Source organism: Streptomyces sp. NPDC037421 (assembly GCF_055602105.1).
In genome coordinates this window covers 12962-35555 of sequence record NZ_JBVJWV010000021.1, presented here as the reverse complement: position 1 = coordinate 35555, position 22594 = coordinate 12962, and the positions used below count along the sequence as shown (strand labels likewise).

Genomic DNA, 22594 nt, shown 5'->3' with positions numbered 1-22594 from the left:
TGTACCCGACGATCGCCGGATGGCCGACGGGCGGCCTGGGCTCCCAGGCTGGGGGCATGACACAGCCCGCACAGGAACCGCACGTCCGCGAGACGCTCAAGGCGCTGTACCGGTACGTCCGCCCGCACCGAGGTGCCGTCGTACTCGGTCTGCTGCTGGCGCTGATCGGGGCCGCCGGCGGGCTGCTCCAGCCCCTGGCCACGAAAGCGCTGGTCGACCGGCTCTCGTCCGGCGGCACGGTCGCCACCATCCTGCTGGTCCTGACCGTGCTGGTGCTGCTGGGCACCGTCGCCGAGGCGTTCGGCGCCTATGTGCTGGAGCGGACGGCGGAGTCGGTGGTCCTGGCGGCTCGCCGCAGCCTCATCGGCCGGCTGCTGCGGCTGCGGCTCGCAGCGGTGGACCGGATGCAGCCGGGTGATCTGATGTCACGGGTGACCTCCGACACCACGCTGCTGCGGGCCGTCAGCACCCGGGCGGTGGTCAACGCCGCGACCGGGACGCTGACGCTGATCGCGGCGGTCGTGGTGATGGCCTTCCTGGACGTCGTCCTGCTCGGCGTCGCCCTCGTCGTGGCCGCGGTCGTCGCCGCGGCTGCTGCCTTGGTCATGCCGGAGATCGGACAGACCGCCGAGCGCGCGCAGGAGGCCGTCGGGGAGATGTCCACCGGCCTGGAGCGGGTCTTCGGCGCGTTCCGCACGGTGAAGGCGTCCGGCGCCGAGGAGCGGGAGACCGCTCGCGTCGAGGCGTCGGCCCGGCGGGCCTGGCGCCACGGCGTGCGCGGCGCGAAGTGGGAGGCGCTGCTGGGAACGGCGGACAACCTCGCCGTCCAGCTGGCGTTCCTCGCCGTGCTCGCGGTCGGCGGGGCCCGGGTGGCGTCCGGGGACATCCCCGTCTCCACGCTCATCGCCTTCCTGCTGTACCTCTTGTACCTGATGGAGCCGGTGTACAAGCTGGTCGAGGCCGCCACCGCGTACCAGGAGGGGGCGGCCGCGATCTCCCGGATCGAGGAAGTGGACCGCCTGGCGGCGGAGCCGCCGGCCCCGCAGCGGCCCGTACGGGCCCAGCCCTCGGAAGCCGTGCGGGGTCCGGCCTCTGTCCGCTTCGAGGGTGTGTCCTTCCGCTACGCGCCCGGGCTGCCGTACATCCACCAGCAGGTGGACTTCGAGGTGCCGGGCGCCGGGATGACCGCCTTCGTCGGGCCCTCCGGTGCGGGCAAGTCGACGGTCTTCTCGCTCATCGAGCGGTTCTACGAGACGACCGGTGGCCGGATCCTGGTCGACGGCGAGGACATTCGCCAATGGCCGCTGGCCGAGCTGCGGTCCGTCATCGGGTACGTCGAGCAGGACGCGCCGGTGCTGGCCGGCACGCTGAGGGAGAACCTGCTCTTCAGCGCGCCCGACGCGACGGACGACGACATCCACGCCGTCCTCGTCCGGACCAGGCTCGACGCCCTCGTCGAACGTCTCCCGCACGGCCTGGACACCCGCGTCGGGCACCGCGGCTCGAAACTGTCCGGCGGCGAGCGCCAGCGCGTAGCGATCGCCCGCGCGCTCCTGCGCACACCTCGGCTGCTGCTCCTGGACGAGGCGACCTCGCAGCTCGACGCGGTCAACGAGCTGGCGCCATCGGCCAGGCCGAGAACGGCGGGAGCTTCGAGGACCTGCTGCCGGCCATCGCCCGCCACGTCTGACGGGGCGAGCCCCGAGGCCCCGGGCCCCCGTCCCCGACCGCGGCGATGCCACCGCCGTCCCCGCCCCCGGCCGGCCGCCGGGCCACCCCACGACCCACGCTCACGCCCCGGGAGGGCACCATGACGTACACCGGGCTCGCCTCCGGGGCCGAGCTCCCCGGAGCCGGCGCAGGGGACTACGAGTGGCAGGAGGACTTCACTGCGTACGTCCGAATGCGGCGCCCCGCCCTGCTCCGCACCGCCCGGCGCCTGGTGCCCGACCCCGCGGACGCCGAGGACCTGGTTCAGGCGGCGCTCCTGCGCACCCATGCGCGCTGGGACGGCATCGTCGACAGGTCCCTCGCCGACGGCTACCTGCGCCGCGTCATGATCAGCGTGCGGACCGACTGGTGGCGCGCCCGCAAAACGGACGAAGTACCGGTGGAGCGCCCGCCCGAGCTCCCCGGAGAAGACGGCACGGACCAGCTGCTGGACCGGGCCGAACTGCTGGAGGTCCTGACGGTGCTCAGCACCAAGCAGCGCGCCGTGGTGGTACTGCGGTACTGGTCGGAGCTCAGCATCGAGGTGACGGCCGGGGCACCGGGCGTCTCCCGGGCACGGTCAAGAGCACCCTGCACCGGGCGCTCCGGGTTCTGCGCCAGGAACTGACCGGGCGCGAGGCCGCCGCTTGAGGGACGCGTGCGCCGTACGCCGGAGCCAGTGGCCCTTCCGTCGGTGTGGGCATGCGCCATGCCGGCGACCCGACTGATCCTGGAGTTCACGAACCCGCACCGAGTACTCGGACACCGATCGGTCTCCGGCCCGAACAGCGGGCGGACGCCGAGGATTGAACGGGAGGTGGCGACCTGGTTGCACACTCCGTCCGCCGAGCAACTCATCGACGCGGGCGGCCCCTTCCCGTACCGGCAGGACGGTGTCGTCTTCCAGAACCGTGAGCGCCTGCTGCCCAGCCAGAGCAGGGGCTACTACCACGAGTACACGGTCATCACCCCGGGCTCCCCGACCCGCGGCGCGCGCCGCATCGTCACCGGTCGGCAGGGCCAGGAGGACCACTACACGGCCGACCACTACGCGACCTTCAAGCGGGTCGACTTCGGCTGCTGAGGCCGGCCGTCGGGTCGGTATCGCGGTACGGCGGCCCGCCTCCCCCAGGAGGCGGGCCGCCAGTGCCTACAGCCGGATCCCGGCAGCCGTCACCGGGGCGCCATCAGCCTGGCGCACGCCGTCGGAGCCGTTCGGCGGGGCACCGGCCCGTGCCCGCGCGGTATCCGGGGCGGGTCGTGAAGGCTGCCCGCCCCGGGCCGGCATCACCGGATGTACTTCGCCGGCTTGGTGGCGGCGTTGAGCAACGCCTCAAGCGGTCCGCGGCGGAAGAAGCGGGACCAGAGCGCCGCCAAGACGATCGCCCCGAGGATGAGCGCGATCACAGGTACCCAGGACACCTGGGTGCTTTCGCCGGCCGATACGCCGAGCAGCGTCTGCACGAGGAAGTGGCCGACGTAGGCCGTCAGGGACATGGTGCCCACGGCGATGACCGGCTTCGCCAGGCGCCGCAGGCGGGGCAGGCGGTCCATCAGCGCCATCGCGCCCACGATCACGAGGATCGCGACGCCGACGCTGCCGATGATGTCGAACGTCGTGCCGGTGTGCGGCCCGGCGGACAGCAGTTCCGAGGCCGACCGCGGGGTCTGGAAGGACCCGCTGCCGAAGGAGGACGCCGCCTCGGACCCGGCGGACGACTTCCCGTCCTCCGCCATGCTCCGCAGCGCGTCCTTGCCCGCCAGCAGCAGGGACAGCCCGTACGCGCCCACGGTGAGGGCGGCACCGAGCGCGGCCAGCCGCCGCTGGACGGCGACGGCGGACAGGTCGAGGCGGGCCAGCGCCATCCCGGCGACCACGAACGACATCCACGTGATCGCCGGGTAGAAGCCGGTGAGCAGCAGATCGAGTACACCCACCTCGCTGAGCTTCTTGAGCGGGTCGTAGGCGTTGATGCTCTGCTGGACGGACTCGCCGAGCAGCGAGTTCAGGGCGAACGCCAGCTGTGGCGTGACGAGCGCGAGCCCCGCGGCGGTGATCGCGAGAGGCCTGACCGGCAGCCGCAGCAGGGGCAGGGCGAAGAGGAAGTAGACACCGTAGAAGCCGAGGATGATCACACCCCCGTACTCCATCGCCAGCACGGTGCCCAGCGCCAGCAGGACCACGGCGCGGATCGCGATCCGGGCCTTCGCCTGCCGGCCGGCCAGGCCGGTCTTCGGCTCACGGCGGCCGGCGATCAGCATCAGCGAGAACCCGGCGAGGGTGGCGAAAAGGACCGACGAGTGTCCGTCGGCCAGGTAGCGGACCCAGGTGCCGACGCCGGACGTCGCCGAGAGCACCGGGCCGATGTGGACGATGTACATGCCGAACACCGCCAGCGCACGGGCCAGATCCACTCCTGCCAGGCGTCCCAACGAGGGCCCGCCCGCGAGCTTCCCGGCGGAGTCGGGCGGGGCTGCGTGCCGTGGAGGCGAGTTTTCCTGCGGAGCCGATGTCTCCTGCGACGGCCGTATCTGTGTCATACGAAGAATCTCCCGGTGCTGCGGGGAGGCGGACCATCCGGCAGGCTTCGGTGACGCCCCCGCCGACCGGCCGGGACCACCCCGCCGACCGGCGGGCCAGGGCGTACGATCTCGCGGCCCGAGGCACGGGCTTTGGCCGCACACCTTCGCGGGCGTAGGGTCTGACGCCGTAACGAGGAGGGTGGGCATGGGGCTCATGGACGCGGACCACGCGGGCCTGGTCATCGCGGCGCAGGCCGGGGACGACCGGGCGCGTGAAGAGCTGATCGCCGCCTACCTGCCGTTGATCTACAACATCGTCCGGCGAGCCGTGAGCGGACACGCGGACGCCGACGACGTCGTTCAGGAGACGCTGTTGCGCGTGGTGCGCGATCTGCCTGCCCTGCGCGCTCCCGACAGCTTCCGCTCCTGGCTGGTGTCGATCACGCTCCGCCAGATACAGACCCATTGGCAGCGGCAGCGCGTCTTCGCCGGCCGGACCGCGGTCATGGAAGAGGCACTCCACATACCGGATGCCGGCCCCGAACCCGAGGACGCTGCGATCCTGCGTCTCCACGTGTCGGACGAGCGCCGTCAGATCGCCGAAGCCGGCCGGTGGCTCGACCCGGACCACCAGGTGCTTCTCTCCCTGTGGTGGCAGGAGCGCGCCGGGCTGCTGAGCCGTGAGGACATCGCCGCCGCGACGGGCCTCACCGTCGCCCACGCCGGAGTGCGCCTGCAACGCATGCGCGAGCAGCTGGAACTGAGCCGGACGATCGTCGCCGCGCTGGCGGCCCACCCGCGGTGCCCGCAGCTGGGGGAGACCGTCGCCGGATGGGACGGTCTGCGTACATCGGTGTGGCGGAAGCGCATCGCGCGGCACACCCGCGACTGCCCGGTGTGCACGGCGACGGCGACGAACCGGGTCCCTGCCGAGCTGCTGCTCCTCAGCCTCGCACCCCTGGCCGTCCCTGCCGGACTCATCGCCACGCTGACCGCCAAGGGCCTGCTGTCCGGTGCGGCCGCGAGCGCCGCCGGGTCGGCCATGGTCCCCGTAGCCGCCGGCGCGGCGGTCAAGGGAGGCGGTCTGCACGGCGCGGTGGCGGGCAAGCTGCACGCCGTGACCGCTCAGCAGCTGGCGGGCCTCGCCGTCGGCGCGGTCCTCGTCGCGGGGGCCGCCACCTACGCGGCCTGGCCGGAACCGGCGCCCCGGATGCCCGACGTCAGCGCCGCTCCCGCCGTCGGTCCCACGACCGGCAACCCCACACCGATCCCGTCGGGCACGCCCACGTCCGCCGGACTGCCGTCGGCGAGTCCGTCCGCCGTCGCAGGAGGCACCGTTCCGCTGGGTGCACGATCACTGGAGTCCGTGGACCAGCCCGACCTCTACCTGACGTATTCCGGTGACTTCGCGTCGCTGGGCCCGGTCTCCGCGTCCAGCAGCGCGCAGGCACGGCAGCGCGTCACGTTCACGGTGGTCCGGGGGCTGGCCGACACACGGTGCGTCACCTTCCGCGCGGCGGACGGCCGTTACCTCCGGCACCACTACCTGAGGCTGCGGCTGAGCACCGACGACGGCAGCGAACTGTTCCGGAAGGACGCCACCTTCTGTCCGCGCCCCGGGGCTGTCGCGGGGTCGGTGACCCTGGAGTCCCGCAACTACCCGGGATCGGTCATTCGCCACCGCGACGGCGGCATCTGGCTCGACGGCTCCGACGGTACCCGGGCCTTCGCCGGCCAGGCCTCCTTCGTCGTCCGCGAGGCCCGGTCCTGAGCACCGCTCGCTGAGCAGCAGGCCGACCGCCGGCCGGTGCCGCTACGAACAGCACCGTGGAGCGGCACGGCCTCCCCTTCCCCATGGACGACCGGACCGACGGGCCGGACGTAACACTTTTCGCCTGCGAGATGCATCACGGGGTGATCGTCGGAATCGCGCGCCTTTTTTGTTACGCGGTCCCGCGTTCGGAAGCCTCCACTTCGTGGGGTTCTTTCCGCCGCTCACCATGCGAGCCGACGTGACGGGTGCCCCACCACCCATCGGCACATCCCCGGAAGAAGGCGCCCCATGACGCGAGATACCCGTGAACGCCGCACGCCCAGCACACAGGAGCGAGACCACCGAGGAGCATCATGAAGGGCCTGCACCGGCGCGGTCGGGGTCGCCGGACACTGACGATCGGACTGTCGGCCGCGGCGCTGGTGGCCGGTGTCCTGACGCTCCTCCCCGGCTCTGCCGGAGCCGCGACGCCCTTGGGCACGCAGGCGGCGCCCTCGGGCAGGTACTTCGGCACCGCCGTGGCCGCCGGCAGGCTCGGCGATCCGAGGTACGCGGCCGTCTTGGACCGGGAGTTCAACATGGTCACCCCGGAGAACGAGATGAAGTGGGACGCCACCGAACCGTCCCGCGGCAATTTCACCTTCGGCCCGGCCGATCAGGTCGTCAACCATGCCGCGGCACACGGTCAGCGCCTGCGCGGCCACACCGCCGTCTGGCACTCGCAGCTCCCGTCCTGGGTCAGCTCCATCGGTGACGCGAACGCGCTGCGCGGTGTGATGAACAACCACATCACCACGTTGATGACCCGCTACAAGGGCAGGATCCACTCCTGGGACGTCGTCAACGAGGCGTTCGCCGACGGCTCCACCCAGCACCGCAGCTCGGTGTTCCAGAACGTGCTGGGCAACGGCTTCATCGAGGAAGCTTTCCGCACCGCCCGGGCAGCCGACTCCTCCGCCAAGCTCTGCTACAACGACTACAACATCGAGAACTGGTCGGACGCCAAGACCCAGGGCGTCTACAGCATGGTCAAGGACTTCACGTCACGAGGCGTACCGATCGACTGCGTCGGGTTCCAGAGCCACTTCGGCGCCGGCGGCCCCCCGGCGAGCTTCCAGACCACCCTGGCCAACTTCGCCGCACTGGGCGTCGACGTCCAGATCACCGAGCTGGACATCACCCAGGCGTCGCCGGCCCATTACACCAGCGCGGTGAAAGCCTGCCTCTCCGTGGCTCGGTGTACCGGCATCACGGTCTGGGGGATCCGCGACAGCGACTCCTGGCGCAAGGGTGAGAACCCCCTGCTGTTCGACGGCGACGGCAACCCCAAGGCCGCCCACACCGCCGTCGTGAACGCCTTCAAGACAGCCCCCGGTACCTCCTCCGGGAGCGGCCCCGGCACGATCAAGGGCGTCGCCTCCGGCCGCTGCATCGACATCAAGGGCTCCACCACGGCCAACGGAACCCAGGCGCAGCTGTGGGACTGCCACGGACGGGCCAACCAGCGCTGGACCCACACCGCCGGCAAGCAGCTGACGGTCTACGGCAACAAGTGCCTGGCCGCCAAGGACAAGGGCACCCGCAACGGCACCGCGGTGGTCATCGAGGACTGCAACGGCGGCGCCGGCCAGCAGTGGAACATCAACACCGACGGCACGATCTCCGGGGTCCAGTCCGGGCTGTGCCTCGACGCCGTCGGCGCGGCCACCGCCAACCGCACCGGGATCCAGCTGCACTCCTGCTGGTCCGGCGGCAACCAGAAGTGGACCGGCCCGTCCGGGGCTCCGGCCCCGGCGACGCCCGCGCCGTCGGGCACGTGCGCTCTTCCGTCGACGTACCGGTGGACGTCGACGGGTGCGCTGGCACAGCCGGCGAACGGGTGGGCCTCTCTGAAGGACTTCACCCACGTGACCCACAACGGCAAGCACCTGGTCTACGGGTCGAACTTCTCGGGCTCTTCGTACGGCTCCATGATGTCCGGGCCCTTCACGAACTGGTCGGACATGGCGTCGGCCCGCCAGACCGGGATGAGCCAGGCCGCGGTGGCCCCCACGCTGTTCTACTTCGCGCCCAAGAAGATCTGGGTGCTGGCGTACCAGTGGGGGGCGTGGCCCTTCATCTACCGCACGTCGAACGACCCGGCCAACCCCGACGGCTGGTCCGCGCCGCAGCCGCTGTTCACCGGCAGCATCCCCCGCACCGACTCCCCCACCGGACCGATCGACCAGACCCTGATCGCCGACGACCAGAACATGTACCTCTTCTTCGCCGGTGACAACGGCAAGATCTACCGGGCGACCATGCCGATCGGGAACTTCCCGGGCAGCTTCGGCTCCTCGTACACGACGGTCATGAGTGACACGCCCGAGAGGCTGTTCGAGGCCCCGCAGGTCTACAAGGTCCAGGGCCAGAACCAGTACCTGATGATCGTCGAGGCGAGGGGCGCGAACGAGGCCCGCTACTTCCGTTCTTTCACGGCCTCCAGCCTGAACGGTCCGTGGACCCCCCAGGCCGCCACCGAGAGCAACCCCTTCGCGGGCAGGGCGAACAGCGGTGCCACCTGGACCAACGACATCAGCCACGGTGACCTGGTCCGCGACAACCCCGACCAGACCATGACCATCGACCCCTGCAACCTGCGGTTCCTGTACCAGGGCAAGGCACCCACGGCAGGCGGCCCCTACGACCGGCTGCCGTACCGGCCGGGTCTCCTCACTCTGCAGCGCTGACCCGCCCCGATCCACAGGAATACGCAAGGAGAACACCCCCCATGAAGAACCCCCCGAACGCTGGGCGCCGCGGACGCCACCGCCGTCGCTGGACCGGGACCGGCTTGCTGCTCGGTGTGCCCGCCGTCCTCGTGCCGTACCTCCTCTACGTGCAGGACGACTCGCAGGCCGCGACGGTCGACGGCGACGCCTACTACCGGCTGGTCTCCGTACGCAGCGGCAAGGCGCTGGACGTCAACGCCTTCTCCACCGCCGATGGCACCCGCATCCAGCAGTGGACCGACCAGAACACTGCCAACCAGCAGTGGAAACTGCGACCCACCGGAGACGGCTACTACGAGCTGGTGAACCGCAACAGCGGCAAAGTACTGGGCATAGCCGGCGACTCGACCGCCCAGGCGGCCGCCGCCGAGCAGCAGACCGACAGCTCTTCCACCTCCCAGGAATGGCGTATGGACGAGGTGGGCGGTTCCGACGCCGTCGTCCTCACCTCCCGCAGGAGCGGCCAGGTCCTGGACGTATCCGGTGGCTCCACGGCCGACGGCGCGGCAGTCATCCAGTACCGCGGCCATGGCAGCACCAACCAGCAGTGGAAGCTGGTGAAGACGGCCGAGACCAAGGCTCCCGGATCCGGACCGTACACGTGGCGAAACGCCCAGGTGGTGGGCGGCGGTTACGTCACCGGACTCGTGTTCAACCCCCGGGAGAAGGGCCTGCTGTACGCGCGTACCGACATGGGCGGCGCCTACCGCTGGGACACCGGGGCCGAGCAGTGGATCCCGCTGACCGACTGGCTCGGCGAGAAGGACTGGAACCTGCTGGGCATCGACGCGCTGGCCACCGATCCGGTCGACGCCAACCGGCTCTACCTCGCCACGGGCACCTACACCAACGACTGGGCGGGCAACGGCGCGATCCTGCGCTCCACCGACCGGGGCCGTACGTTCCAGCGCACCGACCTGCCCTTCAAGCTGGGCGGTAACGAGGACGGCCGGGGGGCGGGCGAACGGCTGGCGGTCGACCCGGCGGACAACGGCACCCTGCTGCTGGGCACGCGCAAGAACGGCCTGTGGCGCAGCGACGACCACGGCGCGACCTGGAGCCAGGTCTCGTCGTTCCCCGTCAAGGACGGGGCGGGCAGCGGCGCGGGCATCTCCTTCGTGACGTACGGCCCGGCCGGCAGCAAGACGGTCTACGTCGGCGTCGCCGACAGGTCCACCTCCCTCTACCGCTCCACCGACGGCGGCCGCACCTGGCAGGCCGTCCCCGGTCAGCCCACCGGACAGATGCCGCAGCACGGCGTGCTCTCCGGTGACGGCTCCCTGTACCTGACGTACACCAACGCCCTCGGCCCCAACGGCGTGACGGCGGGCTCGGTGTGGAAGCACGCGCCGGCCGGCGGCGCGTGGAAGAACATCTCCCCGTCCCAGGGCAGCTACGGGTTCTCCGGCGTGTCCGTCGATCCGCGCAATCCCTCCACGGTGATGGTCACCACCCTCGGCCGCTGGTGGCCGGAGGACGAGGTCTACCGGACCACCGACGGCGGCACGACATGGAAGGCCCTGGCCGACAAGTCGGTGCGGGACGCATCCGCCGCCCCGTACGTGGGCACCGGCACCGGGCACTGGATGACCGCCCTGGCCATCGACCCCTTCGACTCGGGGCACGTGCTGTACGGCACCGGCAGCGGCATGCTGCGCAGCAGGGACGCCAACGCCTCCGACAGCGGCGGCACCAGCCACTGGAGCGTAGGCGCCCGGGGGCTGGAGGAGACCGCCCTGCTGGACGCGATCGCCCCGCCGGGCGGCGCCCACGTCATCACGGCCATGGGCGACCTGGGCGGATTCCGCCACGACTCCCTGACCGAGGTGCCCCCCGGGCGGCTGAAGAACCCGATGATGACCAACAGCACATCCATCGACTTCGCACAGTCCAACCCCTCGATGATGGTGCGCGTCGGCCGGGGCGGCGCGCAGGACGGCGCCTATTCCACCGACGGCGGCCGCAGCTGGAACGGCTTCGCGTCCGAACCGGTGGCCGGCGCCGACAGCGGCCGGGTGGCGCTCTCCGCCGACGGCTCGGCCATCATCTGGACCCAGGCGGGCCAGGCCCCGTACCGGTCGACCGACAAGGGGGCGAGCTGGTCGAAGGTCAGCGGCCTGAGCACCGGCGCCGTCGTCATCGCCGACCGCTCTTCGGCCGGGACGTTCTACGCACTGGCCGGCGGCACCCTGTACGCCAGCACCGACGGCGGGGCCTCCTTCACCACCCGCGCCGCCGGCCTGCCCGCCGACGGCCGGCTCAAGGCCGTCCCCGGAGTCGCGGGGGACCTGTGGATCGCCGGCGGCGGCCAGGGGCTCCTGCACTCCACCGACGGCGGCCGCACCTTCACCCGGCTCGCCCCGGTGAAGTCCGTCTCCGCCCTCGGCTTCGGCAAGCCCGCGCCGGGCGCCTCCTACCAGGCCCTGTACCTGATCGGCACCGTCAAGGACGTCACGGGCGTCTTCCGCTCCACCGACCAGGGCGCCACCTGGCTCCGCGTCAACGACGACGCGCACCAGTGGGGCAGCATCGGCGGCACCGGCGTCATCACCGGTGACCCCGACGTCTTCGGCCGCGTGTACGTCGGCACCAACGGACGCGGCCTCCAGTACGGCGACCCGTCCTGACCCCTGCGCTCGGGCCCGGCCGCAGGCTCGACGGCCTGCGGCCGGGCCTCGCCCGCCGGCCCGCCGACGGGCCGGAGCGGACCCCCCGAACGGCTGGAGCCGGCCCGCCGGGTGTCCACAGCGCAGGGGTGATCACGCCACCGCGTACCCTGCCGGGCGTACGGTCGGCGTCAGGCGAGCACCGTACGGGCGCGCGGAGCGCCCGGGTGTACGGGTGTACGGGTCACCGCGAAGCGGGACAGGGCAGACGAGAGTGTGAGGCGGAACGCCGGTGATCCGGGTAGTGGTGGTGGACGACGAGGCCCTGGTGCGGTCCGGCTTCCAGATGATCCTGAACGCGTCCGACGGCATCGAGGTCGTGGCGACCGCGGAGGGGGCGCAGGCAGCCGACGTGGTCCGCCGCGAGGTGCCGGACGTCGTTCTCCTCGACATCCGCATGCCGGACGTGGACGGCCTGACGGTGCTGCGGCAGATCCAGGAACTCCCCGAACCACCGCACGTGGCCATGCTGACCACCTTCGACACCGACGAGTACATCCTCACCGCCCTGCGCTCGGGAGCCTCCGGCTTCCTGCTCAAGGACACCGAGCCCGAACAGCTCGCCCAACTGGTCCGCACCCTGGCCGCGGGCGGGGTGGTGATGTCCCCGAAGGCCTCACGCGCGCTGCTGCGCAGCCATCCGGGAGCGGGAGCACCCCAGGACTCGGACGTCGCACGCGTCGGCCTCCTCAGCGACCGGGAACGCGACGTCCTCGTCCTGATCGCCGACGGACTGTCCAACGCCGACATCGGCACCCGCATCCACCTGAGCCAGGGCACCGTCAAGGACCACGTCAGCTCGATCCTCACCAAACTGCGGGTCACCAGCCGCGTCCGGGCCGCACTGCTCGCCGAGCGCGCCGGCCTCCTCACCAGCGGCGACGACGGCACGACCCGGGACAACGGCCGATGAGCACGGGCCGGGCACTATGGCGGCGGGTACCGTCTTGGGCCATCGACGCGGGCCTGGTCGCACTGGCCGCGCTCGACGCATGGATCAACCTCTTCGGCGAAGCAACCCCGCTGATGTGGGCGTGTGCCGCCGTGGGCTCGGCCGGACTGTTCCTGCGCAGGCGCTTCCCCCTGGCCGTCTTCCTGCTGACGCTGCCCATGGCCCTGTTCATGGACGTGGCGGTCGCCCCGATCGCCGCCCTGTACACGCTGGCCGCATCCACCCGCAACCGCCCGCTGCTGGCCGGCTGCGCCCTGCTGAACGCGGCTGCGGACACCCTCGTCTGGCCCCTGTCCCACACGTTCACGGGCGACCGGACCTGGACGCTCGTCCAGTTCGTCTACACGCTGGCTACGGCCGTCACCCCGGTGCTGTTCGGCCAGCTCGTGCAGGCCAGGCGCGACGTGGCCCGCCAGCTCGTCGAAGTCGAAGAGGCCCGGGAACACGAACGCGCCCTGTACGCCCAGACCGTCCTCGCCCGCGAACGTGCCCAGCTGGCCCGCGAGATGCACGACGTCGTCTCCCACCAGGTCAGCCTCATCGCCGTCCAGGCCGGAGCCCTGCAGATGGCCGCGAAGAGCCCCGACGCCCGCGAGGCCGCCCGCACCATCCGCACCCTCAGCGCGAACACCCTCGACGAACTCCGCCACATGGTGACCCTGCTGCGCGCCTCCGGCGGCAAGGCGACCGAACTCACGCCCCAGCCCACCCTCGCCGACCTCCAGCAGCTCATCGCCAACAGCGGCATCGAGACCACCCTGACCGGAGAGCTCCCTCCCGGCATCAGCACGACCGCCCAGCGCACCGTCTACCGCACGGTCCAGGAAGCCCTCACCAACGTCCGCAAACACGCCCCGGGCGCCCGCGCCGACGTACGCCTGTGGCACGACGCCCACCACTTCGGCGTCACCGTCACCAACACCGCCCCCACCCGCCCGACCGTCGCCCTGCCCAGCGCCCGCCACGGCCTCGTCGGCCTGAAGGAACGCGCCGAACTGCTCCACGGCACCTTCACCGCCGGACCAACCCCGGAGGGCGGGTACGAGGTCGAACTACGAGCTCCCGCGCTGCCCGGCTGAACGGCCGAACGACTGGTTCGGATGGGTTCACCGTGCCTGATGTCGTTCGTCCGGCAAATGTTCGACCGGCCCCCTACCGGCCGGCGTCGCCCGGGCCGGCATCACACTGCGGGCTGAGGCTGGCGAAGTTCGGCCTGGCCGAAGAGGAGTGCGTAGCCATCGGGAAGTTGCCGGAGGATCCGGTTGAGGAGGTCGGGACCGGTGAGCCGTGTCACGACGGCGAGGACGGCGCCGGTGTCCCAGCGGGCGATGGCCGGGCTGGTGCCTGTGCGGGTGGCCATGTCCTTGATGAAGGCCCAGCCGGTGAGCCGTTCGTTGGCGGGGATCTGGGCGGTCAGGGCGAAGGCGGCTTCGACGGGCAGGGCCTGGGCGAGGTCGACGCGTTCGTCGCCGACGAGCTGGCGGCCGAGAGCGGCGAGGACCGTGCGGACGGCTTCTTCGGCGCGTTCGCGGGTCGGGTAGGCGCCTTCGTAGCGCACGCGTTCCAGCATCTGCTCGAACGTCATGGCGGGCTGGGCCTGGTGCGGTCGAGGCTGGTCGTACATGGTGCTGTGGTTGCCTTTCTCTTCGTTGGGTCGGTCCTCGGCCGGCGGTCAGGTGGGCTGGGGGTGGCCGAAGAGGAGGTCGTAGCCGGGCGGGAGCTGGAGCAGGGCTTCGCGGGTGAGGACGTCTCCGGCCGCGGCGGCCACGGTGGACAGGACCGCGCCGATGTCCCACAGGGCGGTCTTCTCGGTGGCGCCGTCGATCCAGGCGGCGGTCGCGCGGACGAAGCGTTCCGGGGAGAGCGGCTCCGCGGCCTGGAGGGGGTTGAGGAGGATCAGGGCGTAGGTCTCGGGGAGCCGGGCGGCGAGCTCCGCCCGCACGGTCCCGACCAGGTGGGCGCCGAGCAGGGCCAGGACGACGCGGGCCGCGCGTTCGGCTTCCTCCCGGGTCTGGTACTCCCCGTGTTCCTGGACGTGGTCCAGGAAGGCTTCCCGGCGCATCGACATCTCACGTCACCTCCGGAGGAGGGGTGAACGGACAAGGGTGCGGAGGACGGGGTGCCGGAGGGGGATCGGGTTCCCCGTCCTCCGCTGCTGGTACCAAGTGGTTGCCGGGCCGGTCAGCCGGAGATCTGCTTGCGGCCGGATTCGCCGCCGATGGCGATCTTCCGCGGCTTGGCGCGCTCGGCGATCGGGATCCGCAGGGTCAGGACACCCGCGTCGTAGTCGGCTTCGATGTGCTCGGTGTCGAGGGTGTCGGCCAGCACGATCTGGCGGGAGAAGACACCGAGGGGCCGCTCGGAGAGCTCCATCTGCACGCCGTCGGACTTCTCCGCGGGCCGGCGCTCGGCCTTGACGGTCAGCATGTTCCGCTCGACGTCGATGTCGATCGCCTCGGTGCTGACGCCGGGGAGGTCGAAGGCGATCACGTACGTGTCGCCGTCGCGGTAGGCGTCCATGGGCATCACGGACGGCTTCGACCACGTGCCCGACGCGCCCGAAAGCTGCTGAATGATCCGGTCCATCTCGCGGAACGGGTCGGTGCGCATCAACATCGCGAAACACCTCCAGTTGGTTCAGGCAGGAACTGCCAATGCGCTTCAACGTGCTCCCGTTGTAACATGTCATCGAAACGATGACAAGCACGACGTCATCTGGAGGATGACATGCCACGGAGGCCGTCATGAGCGAACCCGCAGAGCCGACCGCACCCGTCACCTTCCTGGCCGCCGCTGCGGCGCTGGAGACCATCGACCAGGCCCTCAGGGAAGCGCAGCAAGCCTCCACGAAAACCTCGGCGGCGGCGCCGGCAGTGGGCGCGGGCCCCCACCCTGCCCTGGCCGCCCTGCTGATGCTGCGCGAGGTCCGCGAGCAGCTGAACGGCTGGGAAACCGGCCTGATCGAAACCGCCCGCAGCGAGGGCGCCAGCTGGGCCGACCTCGCCGCCCCCCTCGGAGTCGCCAGCCGCCAGGCCGCCGAGCGCCGCTACCTGCGCCTGCGGCCGGGGAAGGCCGGGAGCACGGGTGAGGAACGCGTCCAGGCCACCCGGGACGCCCGCGCCGCCGACCGCAGCGTGGATGCCTGGGCCCGCGACAACGCCGCCGACCTGCGCCGCCTCGCCGGCCAGGTCACCGCCCTCACCGGCCTCGCCGACGACGCCGAAGGCGCCATCGGCGACCTGAACCAGGCCCTCGCCGACAACGACACCGCCCGCCTCGTCCGCCCCCTGACCGGCACCCGCGCCCACCTGCGGCCCGAGGACAACGAGCTCGCCGAGCGCATTGACGCCATGACCCGGCACACCGACCGGCTCCGCCAGGACATCCGCGATCAGCGCAGCACGTGACCCCTGCCCCCGGCGTCCGGAGCGGGCGCATTCGTAGACGCAAGGAGTGATCGCCATGGCCGGACAGCTTCCCCGGCATCCCGGCGGCAACCGCATCGACGTGGAGATCCTGGACCACGCCGTCACGATCAGGCCCACGGGAGAGATCGACATCGCTACGGCACCCGCCTTGCACCTCGCCCTCTCCGAGGCCCTCGCCCACGCTTCGGCGGCCAAGCCCGTGGCGGTCGACTGCAGCGGCCTCACCTTCTGCGACTCCTCAGCGCTGAACGCACTCCTCGCCGCGCGCCGCGCAGCCCAAGAGGCCGGCACCGTCATCCGCCTGGCGGCCCCCAGACCCCAGCTCCAGCGCCTCCTGGAGACGACAGGCGCCCGGCCCCTCTTCCCTGTGGACCCAGACCCGCCGGCCGGTCGACAGGTGCAGGGGTAGGTACTGCCTGACCGGACGCGCCCGCCAACGCCGGCAGCAGGGGCCGAGCCCTGGTGGCCGCACGGATGGTGGACGAGCCCGGGAACCCGCTGCCCGGGGCGCGGTGGCGATAGGGGATGAGAAGTAGACGGCGAGGCATCCGAGCCCACCCCGCGCCGCGACTCCCTGGAACGCTGGAAGAGGAGCGCGACCGGGCGGCGATCCGAGTCGCGAGCCGTGCTCGATCCTGGCCCGACTGCCTGGAGCTCCTCGATGCCCTCGGTCTCGATTCCGACCGGCCCTCTTCGGCGACGCGAGAACCTCCCCTCCGTCACCCTCAGTCGCGAAAACCACTGCCTCGACTCAGCACCAGGTCAGCACCAAGTCCGCACGGGTTCTCCAGAAGACGCCCCCGCGCCGCGCAGCCGGGGCACTCGCAGATCAGCCGGCGGCAACCGATGGCGAGTCAAGCCACGTCCACCGCTTCCAGTGTGTGGTTCACCAACATGGGCCGCCGGCCTGCAAGTTCCTACGCTGTGGTCACCCCGTCCCCCCTCCGGAAGTGGTGACCATGAGCGCCTCCGACGTCCAGAAGAGCGCAGGAGGCTCGCTGTCACGAGTCGTGGCCGCGAGCCTCATAGGAACGACCATAGAGTGGTACGACTTCTTCCTCTACGGCTCCGCCGCGGCCCTGGTGTTCAACACGCTGTTCTTCCCCGCCAGCGACCCCCTCGTCGGCACCCTCCTCGCGTTCCTCACCTACGCCGTCGGCTTCGCCGCGCGGCCGCTCGGCGGGGTGGTGTTCGGGCACTACGGGGACCGGATCGGGCGGAAGCGGCTGCTCGTGGTGAGCCTCTTGATGATGGGCGGGGCCACCTTCGCGATCGGGTTGCTGCCGACGCACGCCGCCGTCGGCGGGGCCGCGCCCGTGCTGTTGACCGTGCTGCGGCTGGTGCAGGGGTTCGCGCTCGGGGGTGAGTGGGGCGGGGCGGTGCTGCTGGTCGCCGAGCACGGGGACGACCGGAACCGGGGGTTCTGGGCGTCGTGGCCGCAGGCGGGTGCGCCCGGCGGGAACCTGCTGGCCACCGGGGTGCTGGCACTGCTGGCCGCCGTCCAGTCCGACGAGGCGTTCCTCGCGTGGGGGTGGCGGGTGCCGTTCCTGCTGTCGGGGGTGCTGGTGGTCGTCGGGCTGTGGATACGGGTCTCGGTGTCGGAGTCGCCGGCGTTCCTGGAGGCGCGGGCCCGGGCCGAGGCCGAGGAGGCGGCGGGGGTCCGGCAGCGGCCGCCGGTGGTGGAGGTGCTGCGGTCGGGCCGGCGCGGGGTGCTCACCGCCATCGGGGTGCGGCTGGGGGAGAACGTCTCGTACTACGTGCTGACGGCGTTCCTGCTCGTCTACGTGACCGTGCACCTGCACCTCCCCAAGGGCGACGCGCTGAACGCCGTACTGATCGGCTCTGCGGTGCACTTCGTGACGATCCCGCTGTGGGGCGCGCTGTCGGACCGGATCGGGCGGCGTGCGGTGACCCTCGTGGGATCGGTCGGGATGGCGGGCTGGGCGTTCGCCTTCTTCGCCCTGCTGGACACACGGTCCTTCCCGGTGATCGCCGTCGCGGTCACCGTCGGGCTGCTGATGCACGGGGCGATGTACGGGCCCCAGGCGGCGTTCATCTCGGAGATGTTCGACACCCGCGTCCGCTACTCGGGGGCCTCCATGGGGTCGCAGGTCGCCTCCATCATCGGCGGTGCCCTGGCCCCGGTCATCGCCGTGGAGCTCCTCAAGGAGTACGGGTCCTCCGTGCCGGTCTCCGTCTACCTCTGCGCGGCGGCGCTGATCACCACGGCGACCGCCGTGGCCGCCCGGGAGACGCGCGGCCGCAGCCTCGACCGGCCCTCCCGTACGGCCGGGCCCGTCCCCGTCAAGGGCTGACCGGGTCTCCGCCCGTATGCTCACCACCGTGACGGAAGGCATACGGGAGCTGCTCGGCCTGCTGGCCCAGGGGGCGCCGGCGGAGGAGTTCGCGCGGCCCGCGGCGGCCGCGCGCGCCGCCGGGGCCTCCGAGGCCGAACTGGCCGCCCTCGACGAGGCGACGGGGGTGGCACTGGAGGTCCACCGGACGCTGGGCCGGCACCGCACGCGCGAGGCGGAGCTGACCGCGCTGTTCGACACCGCCGGGGACCTGGCCGCGCTGCGCGACCTGGACTCGGTGCTGCGGGCCATCACGCACCGCGCGAAGCAGCTGCTGCACACGGACGTCACGTACCTGTCGCTGATCGACGAGGCGGCGGGCGACACCTTCATGCGGGTCACCGACGGCTCGGTGTCCGCGGCGTTCCAGCAGCTGCGCCTCGGCATGGGCGAGGGGCTCGGGGGACTCGTCGCCCAGACGGCCCGCCCGTACGCCACCGGCGACTACCAGCGCGACCCGCGCTTCCGGCACACCGGCCCCATCGACAGCGCCGTCGGCGAGGAGGACCTGCACGCCATCCTCGGTGTCCCGCTGCGGCTGGGGCCGAAGGTGATCGGGGTGCTCTTCGCCGCCGACCGCAGCCCGCGCGAGTTCAGCCCGCGCGAGGTGGCGCTGCTGTCCTCGCTCGCCGACCACGCCGCCATCGCCATCGACGGGGCCCGGCTGCTGGAGGAGACCCGCCGGGCCCTGGCCGAACTGGGCGCCGCGTCCCGGACCATCCAGGAGAACAGCGACGCGCTGCGCCGGGCCGAGCGGGCGCACGACCGGCTGACGGGTCTCGTCCTGCGCGGCGGGGACGTCGCCGAGGTGGCGGCCGCGATCGGCGCGCTGCTGGAGGGCGGCACCCTGGTACACGACCCCGACGGTACGGAGCTGGCCCGCGCGCAGGCCGGGCCCTGCCCGCCGCCGGCCGGGGCCGTGGCCGCCTCGCGGTCCGGCGGCCGGGCCGTCGCGGAGGGCGGCACCTGGGTGTGCGCCGTGCTGGCGGGTCCCGAACTCCTCGGCAGCATCACGCTGACCGGCCGCCCCGGCCTGGACGAAGCCGGGCGGCGCCTGTTCGAGCGTGCGGCGACGGTCACGGCCCTGCTGCTGCTCCTGAGCCGTTCGGTGGCGCAGACCGAGGACCGGATCCGCGGGGAGCTGCTCGGGGACCTGCTGAGCCCGTCCGCCGATCCCGGGAGCCTGGCCGTGCGGGCCCGCCGGCTGGGCGTGGACCTGGCCCGCCCGCACGCCCTGTTCGTCCTGCACAGCGATGCCGCGCCCCGGCCGCGCCTGCTCACGGCTGCCGCGCACCACGCCCGCGAGCGCCGGGGCCTGGCGGGGGTCCACCACGACCACGCCGTGCTGCTGGCCCCCTCGGAGGCGGCCGGCGCCGACGCCGCCCGGCTCGCCGCAGCCCTCGGGCGGAGCGTGGGCGCGCCCGTCACGGTGGGTGCGGCGCGGGCCGGCGACGGCCCGGGCGCGCTGCACGCCGCGCACGCGGAGGCGCTGCGCTGCCTGTCGACGCTGCGGGCGCTGGGCCGGGCCGGCGACGGGAGCACGCTGGGGGACCTCGGGTTCCTCGGGGTGCTGCTGGGCGACCGGGCGGACCTGTCGGGCTTCGTACGGACCGTGCTCGGGCCGGTGCTCGACTACGACGCCCGGCGCGGCAGTGATCTCGTGGGGACGCTGCGGGTCTACTTCGCGACGGGCATGAGCCAGGCGAGGGCGAAGGAGGCCCTGCACGTCCACGTGAACACCGTGGTGCAGCGCCTGGACCGCGTCGGCCGTCTCCTCGGTCCCGACTGGCAGTCCCCGGACCGCTGCCTGGAGCTCCAACTCGCCCTGCGCCTGCACCAGGTGTCGGCGTCGGCGGATCCCGGGCCGGTTTCCTCCTGATCGTGGCGTCCGCCGTTTGACAGGGCCGCACCCTCGCCCCACTATTCCCTTACTCATCTAGTGGATTCACTGAAAGGGGGGAGGCTGTGCGAAGCACGACCACTTCCGGCGCGGCCGACGGCCGATGGGCCCTGGAGGCGCGCGGGCTGGGCAAGAAGTACCGGCGGGGCTGGGCGCTGCGGGACTGCTCCTTCCGGATACCCGCCGGCCGCGTCACCGCCCTGGTGGGGCCCAACGGGGCGGGCAAGAGCACCCTGCTGAGCATGGCGGCGGGCCTCGCGCAGCCCTCGGCCGGTGACCTGAGGATCTTCGGCACCCCCGCCGGCTCCCGCGCCTCCATGCCGCTGTGGGCCTATCTCGCGCAGGACAAGCCGCTGTTCAAGCGGTTCACGGTGGCGCAGACCCTGCGGCTGGGCCAGGAGCTCAACCCGGCCTGGGACCAGGGGGTGGCCGAGCGGATCGTCCGCGCGGGGATGATCCCGCCGGACGCCCGCGTGGGGGACCTGTCGGGCGGCCAGCGCACCCGCGTGGCCTTCGCGCTGGCCTTCGGCAAGCGCCCCGACCTGCTGCTGCTGGACGAGCCGATGGCCGATCTGGACCCGGTGGCCCGGGACGAGATGGGGGCCCTGCTGCTGTCCGAGGCGGCCGAGCACGGGACCACCGTCGTGATGTCCTCCCACCTGCTGAGCGAGATCGAGCCGATGTGCGACTACGTACTCGTGCTCGCCGACGGCCGGGTCCGGATGGCCGGGGAGGCCGACGAGCTGGTCCCCATGCACACCCTGGTCAGCGGTGTGAGCACGGAGGCCGGGCCGCCCGCCTCCCTGAACGACCACACCGTCATCGAGGTACGGACCTCCGGGCGCCACTTCACCGCGCTGGTGCGGCGCCAGGGCCCGCTGGACGAGGCGTGGCAGCAGGCGGAGCCGAGCATGGAGGAGGTGCTGCTCGCCTACCTCCGCTCACCCGGGGCCCCCGCGCTGCTCTCCCCCACCGCCGTCCCGCTGCACCGAGAGGAGTGCGCGGTATGAGCGCACCGACCGCCGGCGCGTCCCGCACCGCCACCGCGGCCGCCCGCCCGCGCCGACTGCGCGGGCTCGCCTGGCTCCTGGCGCGCCAGCACCGCACCGCCGTGATCACCTGCGCCGCCCTGACGGTCGTCGGAGCGGCCTGGATCCTCTACCAGCGCGCCGAGATGCTGGACGCGCTGCACGCCACCGGCTGGCCCGTCACCTCCCCGCACACCATCGACCGGGCCGTCCACGACCGGGCCGGCGACGACCTGGACTCCTTCGGCAGCACGCTCGCCTTCCTCCCCGTGCTGTTCGGCGTCCTGCTCGGCGCCCCGCTGATCTCCGCCGACCGGGAGCACGGGACGGCGCGGCTGGTCGCCACCCAGTCCGTCCGGCGCGGCCGCTGGCTGCTGTGGAAGCTGTGCTTCGCCCTGGCGCTGGCCGCGGTGCCGACGGCGGTCCTGAGCCTGCTCTACTCCTGGTGGCTGGACTCCGCAGGCCCGCTCGCCCCCGGGAACTGGCTCAACGGCCCGGCGTTCGGGGCCACGGGCCCGGTCCTGGTGGCCTCGGCCCTGTTCTGCACCGTGCTCGGCATCACGATCGGGGCACTGGCCCGCCGGTCGCTGCCGGCCATGGTGGCGACGTTCTTCACCTCGTACGCCGCCCTTCTCGCGGCGGAGCTGCTTCGGGAGCGGCTCGCCACGCCCCGGACGCTCGCCTACCCGCTGGGCTCCGCCCAGCCGGCCGCGCTCGACCACGTGGTGCAGGTGGACCAGTGGATCGGGACCGCCTCCGGCAAGCTCTACGGCTGGGGCACCTGCGTGCACGACAGCTCCCCGGAGGGCTGCCGGACCTCGCTCGGCATCGTCAACTCGGTCTGGGCGTACTTCGGCCCCGACCAGATGGCGGGCATGCAGTGGACCGCGGCCGGGATCCTCCTGGGGCTGACCGCGCTCCTGGTGGGCGCGTTCCTGCGGTGGGCCCGGCACTCGGCGCTCTGATCCGGAGCACCCCCGCGGACGGCCTAGGCTGGAACGTCACCCCGGAAGCCCGGAACCCCGGAAGCCCGGAAGCCCGGAACCGGAACCCCGGAACCCCGAAGGACCGAGAAGCAGCAAGGAGGCGGGCACGGTGGTCGTGTTTCGCATCGAACGCCGCAGCGGCCTGCCCGCCTACCTCCAGATCGTGCAGCAGGTGGAGCAGGCCATGCGGATGGGGGCGCTGGCCGAGGGCGACAAACTGCCGACGGCGGCGCAGGTCGCCGCGACCACGAAGGTCAATCCCAACACCACGCTCAAGGCCTACCGCGAGCTGGAGCGCTCCGGCCTCGTCGAGGTGCGCCAGGGCTCCGGCACGTTCATCACCCGCTCGCTGGCCACCCCGCAGACGGCGCCCGAGTCCCCGCTGCGCACGGGCCTCGGGGAGTGGATGCGCGAGGCGCGCGAGCAGGGGCTGAGCGCCCGCGACGTGTCGACGCTCTTCGGCGCGGTACTCGGTGAGCATTACCCACCCACACCCTGAACC

Annotated in this window: 17 protein-coding genes and 2 pseudogenes; 15 read left to right on the top strand and 4 right to left on the bottom strand. The window is 72.3% G+C overall.

All coding sequences use genetic code 11. From position 1 onward, the window contains the following. Positions 1-56: 56 nt before the first annotated feature. The 3 genes and pseudogenes from ACZ7IF_RS26135 to ACZ7IF_RS26125 form a co-directional block, all read left to right on the top strand. Positions 57-1814 (top strand): ABC transporter ATP-binding protein, encoded by a 1758-nt coding sequence (locus tag ACZ7IF_RS26135; protein ID WP_470975787.1) that lies wholly within the window; start codon positions 57-59, stop codon positions 1812-1814. Between the two features lie 89 nt (positions 1815-1903). Further along, positions 1904-2361: pseudogene (locus ACZ7IF_RS26130) on the top strand (SigE family RNA polymerase sigma factor). 202 nt (positions 2362-2563) lie between these two features. After that, positions 2564-2794: pseudogene (locus ACZ7IF_RS26125) on the top strand (guanyl-specific ribonuclease); the annotation flags it as partial. A 203-nt stretch (positions 2795-2997) separates the two neighbouring features. On the opposite strand, the gene ACZ7IF_RS26120 reads toward ACZ7IF_RS26125, so the two are convergent. Next, positions 2998-4251 (bottom strand): DUF418 domain-containing protein, encoded by a 1254-nt coding sequence (locus tag ACZ7IF_RS26120; RefSeq protein ID WP_470975784.1) that lies wholly within the window; start codon positions 4249-4251, stop codon positions 2998-3000. A gap of 187 nt (positions 4252-4438) precedes the next feature. On the opposite strand from ACZ7IF_RS26120, the gene ACZ7IF_RS26115 reads away from it, so the two are divergent. The 5 genes from ACZ7IF_RS26115 to ACZ7IF_RS26095 all read left to right on the top strand — a co-directional run bounded on the left by ACZ7IF_RS26115 (position 4439) and on the right by ACZ7IF_RS26095 (position 13475). Continuing rightward, positions 4439-6004: a sigma-70 family RNA polymerase sigma factor gene (locus tag ACZ7IF_RS26115; RefSeq protein ID WP_470975782.1), complete on the top strand. Its 1566-nt coding sequence runs from the start codon at positions 4439-4441 to the stop codon at positions 6002-6004. Positions 6005-6360: 356 nt separating this feature from the next. After that, complete coding sequence (locus tag ACZ7IF_RS26110) at positions 6361-8736, top strand: non-reducing end alpha-L-arabinofuranosidase family hydrolase (protein WP_470975779.1); 2376 nt, start codon at positions 6361-6363, stop codon at positions 8734-8736. Positions 8737-8777: 41 nt separating this feature from the next. Next, on the top strand, positions 8778-11405 hold the full coding sequence (locus ACZ7IF_RS26105) for an RICIN domain-containing protein (RefSeq protein ID WP_470975776.1): 2628 nt from the start codon (positions 8778-8780) through the stop codon (positions 11403-11405). A 325-nt stretch (positions 11406-11730) separates the two neighbouring features. After that, entirely contained in the window at positions 11731-12357 is a 627-nt protein-coding gene (locus tag ACZ7IF_RS26100) for a response regulator (RefSeq protein WP_470975965.1), read from the top strand. Then, complete coding sequence (locus ACZ7IF_RS26095) at positions 12354-13475, top strand: sensor histidine kinase (RefSeq protein ID WP_470975774.1); 1122 nt, start codon at positions 12354-12356, stop codon at positions 13473-13475. Before ACZ7IF_RS26100 ends, ACZ7IF_RS26095 begins: the two co-directional genes overlap by 4 nt. A 101-nt stretch (positions 13476-13576) precedes the next feature. Here the strand turns inward: ACZ7IF_RS26095 and ACZ7IF_RS26090 are convergent, their stop codons facing one another. From ACZ7IF_RS26090 to ACZ7IF_RS26080, 3 genes are all read right to left on the bottom strand, one after another. Beyond that, positions 13577-14020 (bottom strand): DUF2267 domain-containing protein, encoded by a 444-nt coding sequence (locus ACZ7IF_RS26090; protein ID WP_470975771.1) that lies wholly within the window; start codon positions 14018-14020, stop codon positions 13577-13579. A 48-nt stretch (positions 14021-14068) separates the two neighbouring features. Next, entirely contained in the window at positions 14069-14464 is a 396-nt protein-coding gene (locus ACZ7IF_RS26085; protein ID WP_470975768.1) for a DUF2267 domain-containing protein, read from the bottom strand. A gap of 113 nt (positions 14465-14577) precedes the next feature. Further along, a complete protein-coding gene (locus ACZ7IF_RS26080; protein WP_470975765.1) occupies positions 14578-15012 on the bottom strand; it encodes an Hsp20/alpha crystallin family protein in 435 nt (144 codons plus the stop codon). A 128-nt stretch (positions 15013-15140) separates the two neighbouring features. On the opposite strand from ACZ7IF_RS26080, the gene ACZ7IF_RS26075 reads away from it, so the two are divergent. The 7 genes from ACZ7IF_RS26075 (at position 15141) to ACZ7IF_RS26045 (ending at position 22591) form a co-directional block, all read left to right on the top strand. Then, positions 15141-15803: an HSP18 transcriptional regulator gene (locus ACZ7IF_RS26075; RefSeq protein ID WP_470975762.1), complete on the top strand. Its 663-nt coding sequence runs from the start codon at positions 15141-15143 to the stop codon at positions 15801-15803. Between the two features lie 55 nt (positions 15804-15858). Next, positions 15859-16233: an STAS domain-containing protein gene (locus tag ACZ7IF_RS26070; protein WP_470975760.1), complete on the top strand. Its 375-nt coding sequence runs from the start codon at positions 15859-15861 to the stop codon at positions 16231-16233. A gap of 550 nt (positions 16234-16783) precedes the next feature. Further along, positions 16784-18139 carry an MFS transporter gene (locus ACZ7IF_RS26065; protein ID WP_470975757.1) on the top strand — a complete coding sequence of 452 codons (1356 nt, stop codon included), beginning with the start codon at positions 16784-16786 and terminating at the stop codon, positions 18137-18139. A gap of 16 nt (positions 18140-18155) precedes the next feature. Then, complete coding sequence (locus tag ACZ7IF_RS26060; RefSeq protein ID WP_470975754.1) at positions 18156-20057, top strand: helix-turn-helix domain-containing protein; 1902 nt, start codon at positions 18156-18158, stop codon at positions 20055-20057. Between the two features lie 86 nt (positions 20058-20143). Then, on the top strand, positions 20144-21088 hold the full coding sequence (locus tag ACZ7IF_RS26055; RefSeq protein WP_470975751.1) for an ABC transporter ATP-binding protein: 945 nt from the start codon (positions 20144-20146) through the stop codon (positions 21086-21088). Continuing rightward, complete coding sequence (locus tag ACZ7IF_RS26050; RefSeq protein ID WP_470975748.1) at positions 21085-22071, top strand: ABC transporter permease; 987 nt, start codon at positions 21085-21087, stop codon at positions 22069-22071. Before ACZ7IF_RS26055 ends, ACZ7IF_RS26050 begins: the two co-directional genes overlap by 4 nt. A 130-nt stretch (positions 22072-22201) precedes the next feature. Beyond that, complete coding sequence (locus tag ACZ7IF_RS26045) at positions 22202-22591, top strand: GntR family transcriptional regulator (RefSeq protein WP_470975746.1); 390 nt, start codon at positions 22202-22204, stop codon at positions 22589-22591. Positions 22592-22594 lie beyond the last annotated feature (3 nt).

What these genes read in the sequence shown, in the direction of transcription:
- ACZ7IF_RS26135 (WP_470975787.1), top strand. Translation starts at nt 57, where the DNA reads ATGACACAGCCCGCACAGGAACCGCACGTCCGCGAGACGCTCAAGGCG.
- ACZ7IF_RS26120 (WP_470975784.1), bottom strand. Translation starts at nt 4,251, where the DNA reads ATGACACAGATACGGCCGTCGCAGGAGACATCGGCTCCGCAGGAAAAC.
- ACZ7IF_RS26115 (WP_470975782.1), top strand. Translation starts at nt 4,439, where the DNA reads ATGGGGCTCATGGACGCGGACCACGCGGGCCTGGTCATCGCGGCGCAG.
- ACZ7IF_RS26110 (WP_470975779.1), top strand. Translation starts at nt 6,361, where the DNA reads ATGAAGGGCCTGCACCGGCGCGGTCGGGGTCGCCGGACACTGACGATC.
- ACZ7IF_RS26105 (WP_470975776.1), top strand. Translation starts at nt 8,778, where the DNA reads ATGAAGAACCCCCCGAACGCTGGGCGCCGCGGACGCCACCGCCGTCGC.
- ACZ7IF_RS26100 (WP_470975965.1), top strand. Translation starts at nt 11,731, where the DNA reads ATGATCCTGAACGCGTCCGACGGCATCGAGGTCGTGGCGACCGCGGAG.
- ACZ7IF_RS26095 (WP_470975774.1), top strand. Translation starts at nt 12,354, where the DNA reads ATGAGCACGGGCCGGGCACTATGGCGGCGGGTACCGTCTTGGGCCATC.
- ACZ7IF_RS26090 (WP_470975771.1), bottom strand. Translation starts at nt 14,020, where the DNA reads ATGTACGACCAGCCTCGACCGCACCAGGCCCAGCCCGCCATGACGTTC.
- ACZ7IF_RS26085 (WP_470975768.1), bottom strand. Translation starts at nt 14,464, where the DNA reads ATGTCGATGCGCCGGGAAGCCTTCCTGGACCACGTCCAGGAACACGGG.
- ACZ7IF_RS26080 (WP_470975765.1), bottom strand. Translation starts at nt 15,012, where the DNA reads ATGTTGATGCGCACCGACCCGTTCCGCGAGATGGACCGGATCATTCAG.
- ACZ7IF_RS26075 (WP_470975762.1), top strand. Translation starts at nt 15,141, where the DNA reads ATGAGCGAACCCGCAGAGCCGACCGCACCCGTCACCTTCCTGGCCGCC.
- ACZ7IF_RS26070 (WP_470975760.1), top strand. Translation starts at nt 15,859, where the DNA reads ATGGCCGGACAGCTTCCCCGGCATCCCGGCGGCAACCGCATCGACGTG.
- ACZ7IF_RS26065 (WP_470975757.1), top strand. Translation starts at nt 16,784, where the DNA reads ATGAGCGCCTCCGACGTCCAGAAGAGCGCAGGAGGCTCGCTGTCACGA.
- ACZ7IF_RS26060 (WP_470975754.1), top strand. Translation starts at nt 18,156, where the DNA reads ATGCTCACCACCGTGACGGAAGGCATACGGGAGCTGCTCGGCCTGCTG.
- ACZ7IF_RS26050 (WP_470975748.1), top strand. Translation starts at nt 21,085, where the DNA reads ATGAGCGCACCGACCGCCGGCGCGTCCCGCACCGCCACCGCGGCCGCC.